At 66.9% G+C, this 16,388-nt stretch carries 13 protein-coding genes and 2 pseudogenes; all 15 read left to right on the top strand.

The window, feature by feature from the left end:
- Positions 1–91, top strand: a 91-nt coding sequence (locus FFS27_RS33590) for a hypothetical protein (RefSeq protein ID WP_256659493.1), incomplete at its 5' end; no start/stop codon positions are given.
- A gap of 12 nt (positions 92–103) precedes the next feature.
- Positions 104–511 (top strand): type VI secretion system baseplate subunit TssE, encoded by a 408-nt coding sequence (tssE, locus tag FFS27_RS13660; RefSeq protein ID WP_019683149.1) that lies wholly within the window; start codon positions 104–106, stop codon positions 509–511.
- Positions 512–521: 10 nt separating this feature from the next.
- Positions 522–689 (top strand): annotated as a pseudogene (locus FFS27_RS13665) (PAAR domain-containing protein); the annotation flags it as partial.
- Between the two features lie 159 nt (positions 690–848).
- Complete coding sequence (gene tssF / locus FFS27_RS13670; protein WP_023101354.1) at positions 849–2,636, top strand: type VI secretion system baseplate subunit TssF; 1,788 nt, start codon at positions 849–851, stop codon at positions 2,634–2,636.
- Positions 2,600–3,607 carry a type VI secretion system baseplate subunit TssG gene (gene tssG, locus FFS27_RS13675; protein ID WP_023101353.1) on the top strand — a complete coding sequence of 336 codons (1,008 nt, stop codon included), beginning with the start codon at positions 2,600–2,602 and terminating at the stop codon, positions 3,605–3,607. The genes tssF and tssG overlap by 37 nt, the downstream gene beginning before the upstream one ends.
- Before the next feature lie 6 nt (positions 3,608–3,613).
- Positions 3,614–6,247 carry a type VI secretion system ATPase TssH gene (gene tssH, locus FFS27_RS13680; protein WP_137952063.1) on the top strand — a complete coding sequence of 878 codons (2,634 nt, stop codon included), beginning with the start codon at positions 3,614–3,616 and terminating at the stop codon, positions 6,245–6,247.
- 10 nt (positions 6,248–6,257) lie between these two features.
- Positions 6,258–7,769 carry a sigma-54 interaction domain-containing protein gene (locus tag FFS27_RS13685; RefSeq protein ID WP_003132894.1) on the top strand — a complete coding sequence of 504 codons (1,512 nt, stop codon included), beginning with the start codon at positions 6,258–6,260 and terminating at the stop codon, positions 7,767–7,769.
- An 88-nt stretch (positions 7,770–7,857) separates the two neighbouring features.
- Complete coding sequence (locus FFS27_RS13690) at positions 7,858–7,998, top strand: hypothetical protein (RefSeq protein WP_003087614.1); 141 nt, start codon at positions 7,858–7,860, stop codon at positions 7,996–7,998.
- Positions 7,999–8,015: 17 nt separating this feature from the next.
- Positions 8,016–9,209 (top strand): type VI secretion system-associated FHA domain protein TagH, encoded by a 1,194-nt coding sequence (tagH, locus tag FFS27_RS13695; RefSeq protein WP_003140079.1) that lies wholly within the window; start codon positions 8,016–8,018, stop codon positions 9,207–9,209.
- A 5-nt stretch (positions 9,210–9,214) separates the two neighbouring features.
- Positions 9,215–9,721: a type VI secretion system lipoprotein TssJ gene (tssJ, locus tag FFS27_RS13700; protein WP_003110438.1), complete on the top strand. Its 507-nt coding sequence runs from the start codon at positions 9,215–9,217 to the stop codon at positions 9,719–9,721.
- On the top strand, positions 9,718–11,049 hold the full coding sequence (gene tssK, locus FFS27_RS13705; RefSeq protein ID WP_003087620.1) for a type VI secretion system baseplate subunit TssK: 1,332 nt from the start codon (positions 9,718–9,720) through the stop codon (positions 11,047–11,049). The genes tssJ and tssK overlap by 4 nt, the downstream gene beginning before the upstream one ends.
- A 2-nt stretch (positions 11,050–11,051) precedes the next feature.
- A complete protein-coding gene (icmH, locus tag FFS27_RS13710; RefSeq protein WP_003120354.1) occupies positions 11,052–11,921 on the top strand; it encodes a type IVB secretion system protein IcmH/DotU in 870 nt (289 codons plus the stop codon).
- A gap of 15 nt (positions 11,922–11,936) precedes the next feature.
- Positions 11,937–15,464 (top strand): type VI secretion system membrane subunit TssM, encoded by a 3,528-nt coding sequence (gene tssM, locus FFS27_RS13715; protein ID WP_023099721.1) that lies wholly within the window; start codon positions 11,937–11,939, stop codon positions 15,462–15,464.
- On the top strand, positions 15,464–16,192 hold the full coding sequence (locus tag FFS27_RS13720) for a PP2C family protein-serine/threonine phosphatase (protein WP_021264582.1): 729 nt from the start codon (positions 15,464–15,466) through the stop codon (positions 16,190–16,192). The genes tssM and FFS27_RS13720 overlap by 1 nt, the downstream gene beginning before the upstream one ends.
- Positions 16,189–16,388 (top strand): annotated as a pseudogene (locus FFS27_RS13725) (serine/threonine protein kinase); the annotation flags it as partial. The gene FFS27_RS13720 and the pseudogene FFS27_RS13725, both read left to right, overlap by 4 nt.

Raw genomic sequence — 16,388 nt, forward strand, 5'->3', positions numbered from 1 at the left:
GTACCGCGTCAGCCTGAACGTGCGCCCGCACTTCAAGTACATGGGGGCGGACTTCACCCTGTCGCTGGTCGGCAAGCTGGACAAAGAGTAAGCGGAGCTTTCCATGACCGGATACGGCAGCCTGTTCGAGCGCCTGAACGGCGACGCGGATAAGCGCGTCGGCTGGAGCCGCGAGGTTTCCGCCATGGCGTCGGTGGCTGCCCATCTGGGCAAGATGCTCAGCACCCGGGCGGGCAGCGTGCAGACGCTGTCCGACTACGGGTTGCCCGATCTCAACGACATGCGCCTGAGCCTGCACGACTCCCTGAGCCAGGCCCGCTCGGCCATCGAAGGTTTCATCGAGGCTTACGAACCGCGCTTGAGCAACGTGCGTGTCGTTTCCCTGCCGCGCGACAACGACCAGCTCCGCCTGGCCTTCAGCATCGAAGGGTTGCTGGAGGTGGAAGGTTTCAAGCGCCAGGTGAGTTTTTCCGCACGCCTGGATGGCAGCGGCCAGGTGAAGGTCAGCTAAGGAGGTTTCGATGTCCGGCAAACCCGCAGCCCGCGTTTCCGATCCCACCGCTTGTCCGCTCCCCGGGCACGGCAGCAACCCCATCGTCGTCGGTTCCGCCGACGTGTTCTTCGACGGCCTCGCGGCGGCCCGCCAGGGTGACGCCTCGGCCTGGCGCTGTACCGCTTCGATGCCTGGTTCGTCCATGAGGTCTTCTGAGATGGGCGCGAATCGGGTCGATTACGGAAAGACAACGGACACCGTGGGTTTCCGATCTTCAGGCCAGAAATGTCATTGCGGTTTTGGCGGCAGCGGTCAGACGACTGCCATCAGTGAAACGATATCCAGCAGGTAAGCCGTGTCCTTCAATCATTACTACCAGAGCGAACTCACCGCACTGCGCCAGCTGGGGCGCCGTTTCGCCGAGCGTAGCCCGGCCCTGGCCCCGTTTCTCGGACAGGTCGGACGCGATCCGGATGTCGAGCGCCTGCTCGAGGGCTTTGCCTTCCTGACCGGGCGGTTGCGGCAGAAGCTGGACGACGAGTTGCCGGAACTCAGCCACTCGATGATGCACCTGCTGTGGCCGAACTATATGCGCCCGCTGCCGGCTTTCAGCATTCTCCAGTTCGACCCCCTGACCCGCCCGGGCGGGGCGCTGCGCGTGGAGCGCGATACGCCGGTCGAGAGCCGGCCGGTGGGCGAGGTCGCCTGTCGCTTCCGTACCTGCTACGCCACCGAGGTCCTGCCGCTGGTGCTGGAGGCGCTCAACTATTCGGTGACCGGCGAGGGAGCGCTGCTCGGCCTGCGCCTGGCGATGAACTGCGACGGGCACCTCGGCGAGCTGGGCCTGAGTCGGCTGCGCCTGCACCTGGCCGGCGAGCGCTACATCAGCCAGATGCTCTACCTGTGCCTGCTGCGCAACCTGGAGAGCATCCAGCTGATTCCGCTGGACGCCCATGGGCGGCCGCTGGATGGCGTGGCCGGCAAGCTGATGTCGTTCCGCCTGACGGGCGAGCGGGTGCAGCCGGTGGGGTTCGCCGAAGACGAGGCGTTGATTCCCTATCCGCTGAATACCTTCCGTGGCTATCGCTACCTGCAGGAATACTTCGCGTTCCAGGACAAGTTCCTGTTCGTCGACGTGGATGGCCTTGACCTGCTCGGCGCTCTGCCCGAGGAAACCCTCAAGCAGGTCCGCGGCCTCGAGTTGCGCTTCGATATCCGCAAGAGCGGCATCCAGCGCCTGCACCCGACGCTGGAGAACGTCAAGCTGTACTGTACGCCGGTGGCCAACCTGTTCCGCCACGATGCGCTGCCGATCCGCCTAGACGGCAAGCAGGACGAATACCTGCTGATGCCGGCCGAATACAGCCTGGAGGACTGCGGGGTGTTCTCGGTAGAGGGCGTCACCGGCTGGCGGCCGGGCGGGCTCGGCTACCAGGCCTACGTGCCGTTCGAGTCCTTCGAGCACGATCCCAGCTTCGACGTTCCCGAAGCACGGCCCCACTACAGCGTCCGGCAACGTACCTCGTTGCTGCACGATGGCCTGGACACCTACCTGAGCTTTGGCATCCGCCATCCCGAGCAGATCGAGACGCTGTCGGTGGAACTGACCTGCACCAACCAGAACCTGCCCCAACGGCTGCGCCTGGGCGATATCTGCGTCGCCTGCGAAGGCACGCCGGAGTTCCTCGGTTTCCGCAATATCACCCCGGCGACGCCGAGCTACGCGCCGCCGCTGAACCGCGATTTCCTCTGGAAACTGATCAGCAACATGTCGCTCAACTACCTGTCGCTGGCCAACGTCGACGCGCTCAAGGTGATCCTCGAAACCTACGACCTGCCGCGCTACTACGACCAGCATGCGGCGAAGGTCAGCAAGCGCCTGCTGGGCGGGCTCAAGGCGGTCCGCCACGAGCATGTCGACCGCCTGCATCGGGGCCTGCCGCTGCGCGGCTTGCGTACCGAGCTGACGATCGATCCGGAAGGCTACATCGGCGAGGGCGACCTGTTCGTGTTCGCTTCGGTTCTGAACGAATTTTTCGCGCTTTACGCCAGCATCAACTCCTACCACGAGTTGCGGGTGAGGAGCACACAGGGAGACGTGTACCAATGGAAACCGCGCATGGGTTTGCAGCCCCTACTGTAAGCGCGCTGGCCCGGGGCATTCGCGAGTACTCGCTGTTCCAGGCGGTCCTGCTGGTCATGGATCGCCTGCGCGAGGAATATCCCGGCCTGGGAGACGAGGCGCTCTACGATCAGTTGGAATTCCAGGCCAATCCTAGCCTCGGCTTCCCGGGCAGCGATGTCGATCGGGTGGAGTTCTTCGAAGAGCGCGGCATGCTGCGGGCGCGGCTGCGTTTCAACCTGATCGGCTTGTTCGGTGCCAGTTCGCCGTTGCCGGCGTTCTACAGCGAGCAGGCCCTGGGCGACAGCGAGGAGGGCAATCCTACGCGGAACTTCCTCGATCTCTTCCATCACCGCCTGCATCGGCTGCTGTTGCCGATCTGGCGCAAGTACCGTTACCGGGTGAGCTTCCAGAGCGGTGCGAGCGATGCGTTCTCCGCTCAGTTGTTCGCCCTCGTCGGATTGGGCGGGGAAGAGATCCGCAAGGCCAGGGAACTGAACTGGAAACGCCTGCTGCCCTACCTGGGCCTGCTCAGCCTGCGGGCGCACTCGGCGGCCTTGATCGAGTCGGTGCTGCGCTACTACTTCAAGCATGCCGAACTGGTCGCCGAGCAGTGTATCGAACGGCGCGTCGCGATCCTCGAAGAGCAGCGCAACCGACTCGGCCTGTTCAACAGCCAGCTTGGCGAAGACGCCGTGCTGGGCGAACGGGTCCGCGACCGCAGCGGCAAGTTCCGCATTCATATCCGCCAGCTCGACTGGCAGCGCTTCCACGAGTTCCTGCCGATCGGTCCCGGCTACCAGCCGCTTTGCGCGCTGGTCCGCTTCACCCTGCGCGACCCGCTCGACTACGACATCCGGCTGGTCTTGCGCCACGAGGAAATCCGCGAGTTCCGCATCGGCGCGCAGAACGCCTGCCGCCTTGGCTGGACCAGCTGGCTGGGCCGGGAGCGCGCCGATGGCGTGGTGACGCTGGGCAGCAAGATTCATTAAGGATGGATGAGCATGATCAACGTAGACCTGCAACAACTGATTCAGGCGCTGGATGCCGACACCCGGCGCGACCTCGAAGGCTCGGCCGAGCGCTGCGTAGCCCGCGGCGGCAGCAAGGTACTGGTGGAGGACCTGTTGTTGGGCCTGCTGGAGCGTCCCCAGGGACTGCTGGCGCGCGCCCTGCAGGATGCCGCGGTGGACGCTGGCGAACTCAACGCCGCGTTGCAAGCGCGGGGCGAGCACAGCGCCTCGCGCAATCCGGTGTTCGCGCCCGAGCTGGTGCAGTGGCTGCAGGATGCGCTGTTGCTGGCCAACCTCGAACTGGGCCGTAGCCAGATCGACCAGGCGGCATTGATCCTGGCCCTGCTACGCAACCCGTTGCGCTATGCCGGCAGCCGCTACCAGCCGCTGCTGGCGCGGCTCGACATCGAGCGGTTGAAGGATTTCGCGCTCTCGCAGCCGCGGGAGGCCGCGCCCAGCGGCAAGCCGGGCGGCGGCGAGTCCCTGTTGCAGCGTTTCACCCACAACCTTACCCAGCAGGCGCGCGACGGCAAGCTCGATCCGGTGCTCTGTCGCGACGGGGCTATTCGCCAGATGGTCGACATCCTGGCCCGTCGGCGGAAAAACAACCCCATCGTGGTCGGCGAGGCCGGCGTCGGCAAGACCGCCATCGTCGAAGGCCTGGCCTCGCGGATCGCCGCAGGGGAAGTGCCGCCGGCGCTGAGGGACGTCGAGCTGTTGTCCCTCGACATGGGCCTGTTGCAGGCCGGTGCCAGCGTGAAGGGCGAGTTCGAGCGGCGCCTGAAAGGCGTCATCGACGAAGTGAAGGCAGCGCTCAGGCCGACCATCCTGTTCATCGACGAGGCCCATACGTTGATCGGCGCGGGCGGTCAGGCCGGCGGCTCGGATGCCGCCAACCTGCTCAAGCCGGCCCTGGCACGTGGCGAGTTGCGCACCATCGCGGCGACGACCTGGGCCGAATACAAGAAGTATTTCGAGAAGGACCCGGCGCTGGCCCGGCGCTTCCAGCCCGTGCAGTTGCATGAGCCGAGCGTTGCCGAGGCGGTGACGATCCTGCGTGGCCTGGCCCGGGTTTACGGGGAAAGCCACGGTATCTACCTGCGCGACGACGCGGTGGTGGCCGCCGCCGAACTGTCCGCCCGCTACCTGGCGGGTCGCCAGTTGCCGGACAAGGCCGTCGACGTCCTCGACACCGCCTGTGCGCGGGTGCGCATCAGCCTGGCGGCGGCGCCGGAGAGCCTCGAGCGCCTGCGCGGCGAGCTGGCCGAAGGCGAGCACCAGCGCCAGGCCCTGCGCCGCGATGCCGAGGCAGGCCTGCCGATCGACCACGATGCCCTGCAGGCGCTGGAGGAGCGCCTGGCCCAGGCGGAAAGCGAGCGGCACGTACAGGAGGACCAGTGGAGCCGCCAGCGCGAACTCGCCGAGCGCCTGCTCGCCCTGCGCCAACAATTGGCCAGGGCCCGCGAGGCGAACCGGGAAGAGCAGGGCAGCGAGGCGGATGCGGAGGCTTTCCCGGCCGACGAGCATGGCGGTGTCGAAGCCCTGGAAAAGGCCCTTCACGAAACCCGCCAGGCGCTCGCCGATGCCCAGGCCCAGGGGCGGCTGGTCAGCTTCGAGGTCTGCCCGCGCCTGGTTGCCGAGGTGATCGGCGCCTGGACCGGCGTACCGGTGGAACAACTGGCGCGGGAACACAACGCCAAGGTGATGGGGTTCGCTGACGACCTGCGGGCGCGGATCCGTGGCCAGGAACAGGCGGTCAGCGCCCTGGACCGCGCGATGCGCGCCACCGCGGCCGGGCTGAACAAGCCCGATGCGCCGGTCGGCGTGTTCCTGCTGGTGGGCCCGAGCGGGGTGGGCAAGACCGAGACCGCGCTGGCGCTGGCCGACCTGCTGTATGGCGGCGAGCGTTTCATCACCACCATCAACATGTCCGAGTTCCAGGAGAAGCACACCGTCTCGCGCCTGATCGGCGCGCCGCCCGGCTATGTCGGCTATGGCGAGGGTGGCATGCTCACCGAGGCGGTACGCCAGAAGCCCTATTCGGTGATATTGCTGGACGAGGTGGAGAAGGCCGATCCGGACGTGCTCAACCTGTTCTACCAGATCTTCGACAAGGGCGTGGCCAACGATGGTGAAGGGCGCGAGATCGATTTCCGCAATACCTTGATCCTGATGACCTCCAACCTCGCCAGCGAGCACATCGCCGCGCTTTGCCAGGACGGCGCGCGGCCTTCCGCCGAACTCCTGGAGGAAACCATCCGGCCGGCGCTCAGCCGGCATTTCAAGCCGGCGCTGCTGGCGCGCATGCGCGTGGTGCCTTACTACCCGGTGGGCGGCCCGGTACTGCGCGAGCTGATCGAGATCAAGCTGGAACGCCTCGGCGAGCGTCTGGCCCGCCGTCAACTGGCTTTCGACTACAGCCAGGCGCTGGTGGACCACCTGGCCGAGCGTTGCACCCAGAGCGACAGCGGCGCACGGTTGATCGACCACCTGCTGGACACGCACCTGCTGCCGCTGGTGGCCGACCGTTTGCTGGAAGCGATGGCGCGCGACGAGCGTCTCGAGCGGGTCCATGCGACGCTGGGCGAGCACGGCCGCGTGCTCTGCGAGTTCGCCTGAGGTGGGTGCGATGTTCAGCCGCGTACCGCAACCCCTGGCCTTCGCCGAAGCCCTGCTCGCTCAGTTCGGCGCGCTGTCGCGGGAAACAGACATCGCGGCCCTGCTGGGCGGTTTCGCACGCGCAGTCGGCGAACTCAGCGGCTGCGAGCTGAGCCAGCTGTATCTGCTCGACCAGACCCATACCGCGCTCACCCTCAACGCCGAATGCCGGGACGGCCTGTTGCAGGCGCTGGAGCCGTCGAGCCTGCCGGCGGACTACACCGGCGAGCAGTTGCTGCAGTTCGCCCTGTGCCAGAACCGCGTGGTCAGTCTCGTCGACCTGCCGTCGCGGCTGCACGAGACCGGCTTCCTGCCGGCAGGGGAGCAGCCCTGGCTGTCCCTGCTCTGCGTTCCGCTGGTGAGCCCGGAGAAAACGGTCGAGGGCATGGTGGTCTGCGCCACCCGGCGCCCACTGGACCTGCAGGGATTCGCCCATCCACTGGGCCAGTTGGGCGCGTTCGTGCTGGCCCAGCTGCATCTGCTGCAACGCCTCTCGCAACCCTCCGGCGAGCCGCAGGGACCGTCCAGCGCGCCGGTGGTCAGCGGCTACGGGCTGATCGGCAGGAGCGCGGCGATGCGTGAGACCTGCCGCCTGATCAGCAAGGTCCTGCACAACCCCTATACCGTGTTGCTGCAGGGCGAGACCGGTACCGGCAAGGAGGTGGTCGCACGGGCGATCCACGAGTACGGCCCGCGGCGAGCACAGGCGTTCGTGGTGCAGAACTGCGCGGCGTTTCCGGAAAACCTGCTGGAAAGCGAGCTGTTCGGCTACCGCAAGGGCGCCTTTACCGGTGCCGAGCGCGATCGTCCCGGGTTGTTCGATGCCGCGGATGGCGGAACCCTGCTGCTCGACGAAATCGGCGACATGCCCCTGTCGCTCCAGGCCAAGCTGTTGCGCGTGTTGCAGGAAGGCGAGATTCGCCCGCTCGGCGGCAACGACACGCACAAGGTCGATGTACGCATCATCGCCGCTACCCACCGTGACCTCGCCCTGCTGGTCCGCGATGGCAAGTTCCGCGAAGACCTCTACTACCGGCTGGCGCAGTTTCCCATCGAGTTGCCGCCGTTGCGCCAGCGCGAGGGCGACGCCCTCGAACTGGCCCGGCATTTCGCCGAACGCGCCTGCGTGTTCCTGCGCCGCGCGCCGCTGGGCTGGTCCGCGGAAGCGCTGGAACTGCTCGACGGCTATGGCTTTCCCGGCAACGTTCGGGAGCTGAAGGGACTGGTGGAATGCGCGGTACTGCTCTGCGAAGGCGATGTGCTGCTGGCCGAACACTTTTCCCTGCGCGCGCCCCCGGAAGCGGAGGCGCCGCTCAAGCTGCGCGAGCACCTGGAGCAGATCGAACGCGACCTGCTGCTCGCCTGCCTGCGCAGGAACGCTGGCAACCAGACCCTCGCTGCGCGCGAACTGGGTCTGCCGCGCCGAACCCTGATCTATCGCATGGGACGCCTGAACATTCATTTCGGCGATCCCCGGACCTGAAGCCCATGATCGAGATTTCCTTCCATCCAGCCCTGCCGGGCGCGCGCCTGGAGCGCGGCGTCCGCGGCCCTTCCATGGAGACTCCCTGATGCCTGTTCGTCACTGGCCCGCCGTGCTTCTGGCCCTGGCCGTCCTCTGCGGCCTCGCCGGTTGCAGCGGCAACTACAAATTCAACGACGGCGACTATCGCCCGCTTGGCGATCCGCAGGCGGTCAATCGCGGCAAGTGACCGCAAGGAGCGATCTCATGGAACTGGTATTGGAAATGCTCAGCGCCAAGCAATTCGTACCGACGGAGCTGTGCAGCAAGACCTTCGGCAGGAACGGAGGCCTCATCGGCCGCGGCGGTGAGTGCGACTGGGCGATTCCCGATCGCAAGCGGCACCTGTCCAAGCAGCATGCGCGGGTCAGCTATCGCAACGGCGCGTTCTACCTGACCGACACCAGCAGCAACGGCATCCGCGCCGGCAACGGCAGCCGCCTGCCGCATGGCGAGCCGCAGCGCATCGAGCAGGACAGCGTCTTCCTGCTCGGCGACTTCGAGATCCGCGCGCGGTTGCTGCGCGAGCCCGACGAGCTCGCCATGGACGTCGGGCGGCCGCAGCCGGCGGGCAGCATCATTCCGGACGATGCCTTCCTGGCCCTCGATCCGTTGCAGGCGCTCGACCAGGACGGTGCAGATGCCTACGAACTCGACGACCTGAGCGCGATTGCCCAGCCCAGCCAGGAGGCCGGGGCGCGTGCGGACTACGCGCGGATCGACATGGAAAGCCTGGTCGTACCGGAGCTGGTGCCCGCCCCGGCGGCTCCGCAGGAACCCGTGGAAAGTCCGCGTCCGGGTCACGACGAAGCCTTCTGGCAGCGTTTCGGCCAGGCTCTGGGAATGGACCTTGAAGGCCTCGACGGCGCTGCGCGCGAAGCGCTGGCGATCAACGCCGCCGGTTTGCTGCGGCAGTGCATCGGCGGCTTGCAGCAGAGCCTGCGGACCCGCAGCGAACTGAAGAACGAACTGCGCCTGTCGCTGAGCACGTTGCGCGATACCGGCAAGAATCCCTTGCGCTTCAGCGCCGATGCCGGCGAGGCGCTGGGGCATCTGCTACGGGATGGCAAGCCTGGCCAGTTGAGTGGCGAACAGGCCGTCGCACGCAGTTTCCGCGACCTCCAGGCGCACCAGGTGGCGCTGCTCGGCGCCAGCCGGGCGGCGGTGCGCGCGACCCTCGAGCATTTCTCGCCGCAGCAGCTGACCCTGCGTTTCGAGCGCGACGGCCGCCGGCCGTTGCTGGCCACCTCGGGCAGCCGCTGGCGTGCCTATGGTCGCTACCACCAGTCGCTATGCCAGGACGACGACTGGAGCGAGCGCCTGCTGGCACGTGATTTCGCCCAGGCCTACGAAGAGCAGGTTCGCCTGATTTCCACCCTCTACACCGAGCACCAAGGATGATCGCCATGTCTCGTCGCCCGATCCCGCCAGCCAGGGCGCTGGCCATGCTCGCCGTCCTGGCGCTGCTGGCCGGCTGTTCCACGCTGTCGCCGTATTCCAGACTGACCAAGCTCGACCTCGCCCTGAGCGCCGGCGAGCGGGTCAATCCCGACCTCAATGGCCGGCCGTCGCCGGTGGTAGTGCGGCTGTTCGAGCTGAAGCACCCGGTGGCGTTCGAGAACGCCGACTTCTTCAGCCTCTACGAACGTCCCAAGGAGACCCTGGACCCCGACCTGGTGACCAGCGAGGAGCTGGAGCTGCGGCCCGGCGAGCGGGTCGAACTCAAGCTCAGCGTGGAGGAGGGGAGCCGCTACGTGGGCGTGCTCGCCGCCTACCGCGATCTCGGCGAGGCAAGCTGGCGCTACGTGGTGCCGGTCACGGCGAAAGAGCTGACCCGGGTAGAGCTGAAGCTGGGCCGGAAGGGCATCCTGAATGCCGGCGAACTGCTCGGCAAGGCGGGTGACGCGCGATGAACGTGCACAAGATCGTCTGGCAGGAAGGCATGCTGCTGCGCCCGCAGCACCTGCAACACAACGACCGCTACTACGACAACCAGATGAAGGCCCGGACCCAGTTGCTGGGCAGCTACAACTGGGGCTTCCTCGCCCTGGAGCTGGACCGCCAGTTCCTCAACATGGGCAAGCTGGTGATCAGCCAGGCCTCCGGCGTACTGCCCGACGGCAGCCTGTTCGAACTCGGCGGCAACACCGAGCCGCTCGCCCTCGACGTGCCGCCCAATACCTCGAACGTGCCGATCTACCTGGCCCTGCCGCTGGTCACCGGTAACCACATCGAGGCGCGCCGGCCGGAGCAGGCCGAGGTCCTGGCGCGCTATACCGCCTACGATCTGGAGGTGGCGGACTCCAACGCCGGCGAGGATTCCATGGTGCAGGTCAGCTGCGCGCGGCCGGATTTTCGCCTGCTGCTCGGCGAGCAGCAGAGCGACCAGGCCTACGTCAAACTGAAGGTGGCGGTGGTGCTGGATACCACGCCGGACGGGGTGATCAGCCTCGACCCCGACTTCGTGCCGAGCTACCTCCACGCCCACGCATCCGCCTACCTGCTGTCCTGCCTGAAGGAGGTGATCAGCATGCTCGGCCATCGCGGCGACACCATCGCCGAGCGTATCCGGTCCAATGGCAAGGTCGGCGGCGCGGAGGTCGGCGATTTCATGATGCTGCAACTGATCAATCGCACCGAGTTGCTGCTGCGCCACTACCTGGGATTGGAGCAGGTGCATCCGGAGCAGTTGTACCGGGTGCTGCTGACCATGCTCGGCGACCTCGCCACCTTCGGCAGCGAGAGCAAGCGTCCGCGCCTGGACAGCCGTTACCAGCACAGCGACCAGGGCGCCAGCTTCCGCAGGCTGATGGAGGCGATTCGCCAGGTCCTGTCGATGGTGCTCGAGCAGCATGCCATCGAACTGCCTCTCCAGGCCCGCCAGTACGGCATCCTGGTCTCGCCCCTGCACGACCACAAGCTGCTCGGCAGCGCCTCGTTCGTGCTCGCCGCCAGTGCCAATTGCGAGTCGGAGGAACTGCGCCAGCGCCTGCCCGCGCATCTCAAGGTGGGTGCGGTCGAGCACATTCGCCAACTGGTCAACCTGCACCTGCCGGGGATCCGGGTCAAGCCGCTGCCGGTGGCGCCGCGGCAGATCCCGTTCCACTCCAACAAGACCTATTTCATTCTCGAACCCAACGCCGAGGACATGACCCAGCTGGAGCGCTCCGGCGGTTTCGCGTTCCACGTATCCGGCGAGTTCTCCGAGCTTGAACTGAAATTCTGGGCCATCAGGAACTGAACATGATCAAGGAAAGGGAATACCACGAGGACGAGAAGACCGTCCTCCTCGATCACCAGGGACAGGTACCGGCCCAGGGGCCGCTGACTGATTTCGCCGAACCGCCGCGCTTCGAGCAGCTCGAGGAGCGGATGATCTACGCGGCGCGCCTGCGTCCGGGCGAGGCCTTCAACGTCAGCCTGAACCCGCTGGTGGCGGCGGCTTCCGAACTGCTTTCGGAAGTGGTCCGGCTCAAGCACAGCAGCGTGCTGGAGAACCTTGCGGCGCTCAAGGAGCGGTTGACCTCCGCCATGAAGCTCTTCGAATTCCGCGCCGTGCAGGATGGCGTGGAAAACAGCCAGGTCATGGCGGCGCGCTACGTGCTGTGCACGGTGGTCGACGAGGCGGTGGTGACCACCCCGTGGGGCAACGAAAGCGAATGGTCGAAGATCAGCCTGCTGAGCAGCTTCCATAACGAGACCTTCGGCGGCGAGAAGTTCTTCCAGTTGCTCGACCGGCTGTCGAAGAACCCGGTCAAGCATCTGCCGATGCTGGAGCTGATGTACCTCTGCCTGGCCCTCGGCTTCGAGGGCAAGTACCGGGTGATGGCCCGCGGCGTGCTCGACCTGGACGGTATTTCCGACGCGCTCTACCGGCAGATCCGCCAGTTGCGCGGCGACGTGCCGCGCGAGCTGTCGCCGCACTGGCAGGGGCTCAGCGACCAGCGTCGCGGCCTGGTGCGGATCGTGCCCTGGTGGATGGTGGCGCTGTTCACCCTGGTCTGCCTGGTGGTGATGTATTCGGGATTCGCCTGGGTTCTCGGCGAGCAACGCGACACGGTGCTGCAGCCTTACCAGTCGCTCGATGCTGCGGCAGGACAGCCCGGTTCGTAAACACAGGGACGCGAAATGAAAAACTTCTTCAAGAAAGTCGGCGCCTTCCTGCGCAAGACGTGGGTCTGGACGCTGCTGCTGGTACTCCTGGCGGCATTGCTGGTGTGGTTCGTCGGGCCGCTGCTGGCGGTCGCCGACTACAAGTTCTGGGAAAGCCCGACTTCGCGGTTGCTGAGCATCAGCCTGATGTTCCTGGTCTGGGGGCTGGCGATGGTCTTCGTCAGCTGGCGCGCCGGAGTGCGGCGCAAGGCCGTCGAGGACAGCGACGAGGGCCAGGAGCGCCTGCGCCGCGACGGTCTGATCGAAGACGAACAGAAGGAATTGCGCAGCCGCTTCAAGGACGCCTTGCGCACCCTGAAGACCTCCAACCTGTACCGCGGTCGTAGCGAGCGCTGGCGCAACGAGCTGCCCTGGTACCTGCTGATCGGCCCGCAGGGAAGCGGCAAGACCAGCCTGCTGGACTTTTCCGGACTGGAATTCCCGATCAACCGGATCGACCGCAAGCTGACCCGCGATACCGCCGGCACGCGCTACTGCGACTGGTACTTCGCCGATCACGGCGTCCTGATCGACACCGCCGGGCGCTACCTGACCCAAGCCGACGGCGAGGTCGATGGGGGCGCCTGGGCGACCCTGCTCGGCCTGTTGCGCAAGCGCCGCCGCGCACGGCCGTTGAATGGCGTGATGGTGTCGATTCCGGTGGAGACGTTGCTCAGCGACGACGAGATGGCGCTGGATACGCTGGCTCGCCAGGTGCGCGCGCGCCTGCAGGAAATCCAGCAGACCCTGCACCTCGATCTGCCGGTCTACCTGGTGCTGAGCAAGGCCGACCAGTTGCTCGGCTTCGACGAGTTCTTCGACCAGTTGAGCCGCGAGGAGAGCGACCAGGTTCTGGGCACCAGCTTCGGCAAGGAGCAGAACGGCACCGATGTGACGGTCCTGCGCCAGGCGTTCGAGGACCTTCTGCGACGCCTGAACAGCCAGGTGATCATGCGCATCCACCAGGAGCGCGATACCCTGCGTCGCGGTCGCATCCTCGACTTCCCGCACCAGCTTGGCCAGATCGGCGAGCGGTTGTGCCTGTTCGTCGAACTCGCCTTCACCGGCAATCGCTACCAGCGCGCCAGCCGCCTGCGCGGCTTCTACCTGACCAGCGCGCCGCACCTGGCCCAGCAGCTGGACGAGGACACCGCCGGCATCGGCGCCAACCTGGGGATCGCCAGCGGCCTGCTGCCGACCCTGCGCAACGGGCGCTCGCGCTTCATCCATCACCTGCTGAGCCAGGTGATCTTCCCCGAGGCCAACCTGGCAGGTCTCGATCGCCGCGAACGCACGCGCATCCACTGGGGCCAGCGCGCCCTGTACGTCGGTTCGCTGGCGCTCCTTCTGCTATTCGGCCTGCTCTGGGCTGGCGGTTTCTCGGCCAACCACGAGCGCCTGGAGCGGGTCCGCGAGCTGGCGCAGCAATGGACCCAGCAGCGCCAGGCGCTTGGCGAGCGCGATGACGCCATGGCGGCGCTGAAGACGCTGGATAGCAGCTATGCGGCGACCACCGTGTTTCCGCCCAAAGGGGAAGTCTCGCTGCACGAGCGCGCCGGGCTGTACCAGGGCAACGAGGTCAACCCGCCGCTGGCCGCTGCCTATCGCCGCGAGCTGGAGACGCAACTGCTGCCGCGCGTGGCGCGGATGCTCGAAGCGCAGATCCGCGGCAACATGCAGAATCGCGAACGCCTGCTCAACAGCCTGCGGGCCTACCTGATGCTGAATCTGCGCGAGCGCCGCGAGAACGGATGGCTCAAGGACTGGGTGGCTACCGACTGGTCGCAGCGCTATGCCGGCAACGGCACCGTGCAGAATGGCCTGAACACGCATTTCGCCCGTCTGCTCGAGCAACCGTTCAGCTATCCGCTGAACGACACCCTGGTGGCCCAGGCACGCCAGGTGCTGCGCAGCGAGTCCCTGGCCAACGTGGTCTACCGGGTGCTGCGCGAACAGGCGCGAAGCCTGCCCGAGTATCGCTTCGGCCAGCACCTGGGGCCGCAGGCCGGTCTGTTCGTCGGCACCGACTACGTGATCCCGGGGTTCTACACCCAGCAGGGCTACCAGCAGTACTTCGTGGTCCAGGGCGCCAGCCTGGTCAACGACATCCTTCGCGACAACTGGGTCCTGGGCGAGGGCAGCGGGATCAGCGACATGGACCTGCGGCGCCTGATGGTCGAACTCGAGCAGCTGTATTTCCGCGACTACGCGAACTTCTGGAGCGAGGCGGTCGGACGCCTGGGCCTGCTGCCGTTCAACGATGCCGGCGAGGGCGCCGACCAGGTTTCCGGGCTGCTCGCCGCCAACTCGCCGATCCTCCAGTTGTTGCTGGAGGTCCGTGAGAACACCCGTTTCCCGGTCCTGGCGGAGAGCGCCGAGGCGCTGGCAGAGGCCAGCGACAAGGCCGCGGAAAAGGGCGGCAAGCTGGGCAAGGCGGCCGCCGCGGCGGCCGGCAAGGCCAGGGACGCGTTGGCGAAGAACCTGCCGGATACCGCGAAGAAGTCCCTGCAACGCCGCTTCGAGCCCCTGCATCGCCTGCTCGACGATAACAACGGCCCGGCGGCCGACCTCACTCCGCTGTTGCAGGCGCTCAACGAGTTGCAGTTGCAACTCGCCGGACTGGCGCGCGCCAGCCAGCCGGAGCAGGCGGCTTTCGACATGGCGAAGAGCCGCATGGGCGGCCAGCGCGATGCCCTGAGCAACCTGCGCAACGCCTCCGCGCGACTGCCGCGACCGCTCGGCGGATGGTTCAGCGTGCTGGCCGAAGACGCCTGGCGGCTGGTCCTCGGCGATGCCTACCTGTACCTCAACCAGCGCTACCAGAGCGAGCTGTACGGTTTCTACAGCAAGGCGATCAACAAGCGCTACCCGTTCAACGCGCACAGCGCCAGCGATGTCGCGGTCAGCGATTTCCGCGAGTTCTTCAAGGCGCAGGGCGTCGCCGAACGCTTCTTCGAAACCTACATGCGGCCCTTCGTCAGCGGCGACCCGGGCAGCTACCGCCTGCGCAGCGTGGACGGCTACAGCCTGCCGATGTCCAAGGTCTATCTCGACCAGATGGGCACGGCCCAGGTGATCCGCCAGAGCTTCTTCGCCGAGAACCCGGCCGAGCCACAGGTGCGCTTCCGCCTGGAGCCCTATACCCTCGATCCTGGCGTCAGCCGCGCCGAGTTCCGTTTCGACGGTCAGTCCATGGAGTACCGCCACGGCCCGATCGTGCCGATGTCGTTCAAGTGGCCCAGCGACGCCGACGGCGGCCGCACCAGCCTGGTGCTGGAGAAGATGGCCGGACGACCGGTGGGAATCGAACGCAATACCGGGCCCTGGTCTCTGTTCAGGCTGTTCGACCTGATGCAGACCGAGTACCTCAGCGGGCGTGACGTGATGGTGCTCAAGGCCGACCTGGGCGGCCTGCGCGCCAACTACCTGCTGCTCGCCCAGCGCACGCCGAATCCGTTCGATCTCGCGGTCCTGCGCAGCTTCCGCATGCCGGTGCAGCTCTGATGCAACGCACCGAGCCCTGGCGCAGCGCGGCGCGCACGGATCGCGGCAAGGTCCGCGCGCGCAACGAGGATGCCTTCCTGGACTGCCCGGATCGCGGGCTCTGGGCGGTCGCCGATGGCATGGGCGGGCACCAGGCCGGCGACCTGGCCAGCCGGATGATCGTCACCAGCCTGGCGGAACTGCCGGCCCGGACGGGATTCGACGAGCGCCTGAACGCGATGCGCCAGTGCCTGCACTGGCTCAACCGGCGCCTGGGCGAGGAACTCACCCTCAGCGCCGAACGCGGCGACAGGATCATCGGCAGTACGGTGGTGGCGCTGGTCGTGGAGGGGTCGCGGGCGGCCTGCGTGTGGGTCGGCGACAGCCGCTGCTATCTGTGGCGCGGCCAGCGGCTGTACCAGCTGTCCCGCGACCACTCGCTGTTGCAGCGACTGGTCGACGAACGGCGGATGGATATCGAGCAGGCCCGCGCCTATCCCTCGGCGCGCGCGCTGACCCGTGCCGTCGGCGCCAGCGAACAACTGGTGCTGGACGTGCTGGAACTGGAGGTGCATCCCGGTGATGTCTTCCTGCTCTGCAGCGACGGACTCTACGAAGAGCTGAGCGCCGATGCACTGGGCCGCGCGTTGAGCCTGGCATCGCCGCAGGTGGCGGTGGAGCGGCTGTTCGACGGCGCCTTGAGCGGCGCCGCGCGGGACAACCTGACGGCCGTGGTGATCCGCCAATGAACGAACCGCTGTCGTCGCTGGAGCTGCTGCCGGAGGAGGAGGGCGGCGCGAACCTGACCTATTTCGCCTTCGCCGCCCCGACCGCCTCGGCGCCGGACCTGCCGGCGGTGTTGCCCGGTCCGCTGCCGGACGTTCTTTCCGGGCGCTACCGTCTGGAGCGGATGCTCGGCGCCGGCGGCATGGGCACGGTATACCG

The sequence above is a fragment of the Pseudomonas sp. 2VD genome, from assembly GCF_005503585.1.
Classification (GTDB): Bacteria; Pseudomonadota; Gammaproteobacteria; order Pseudomonadales; family Pseudomonadaceae; genus Pseudomonas; species Pseudomonas aeruginosa.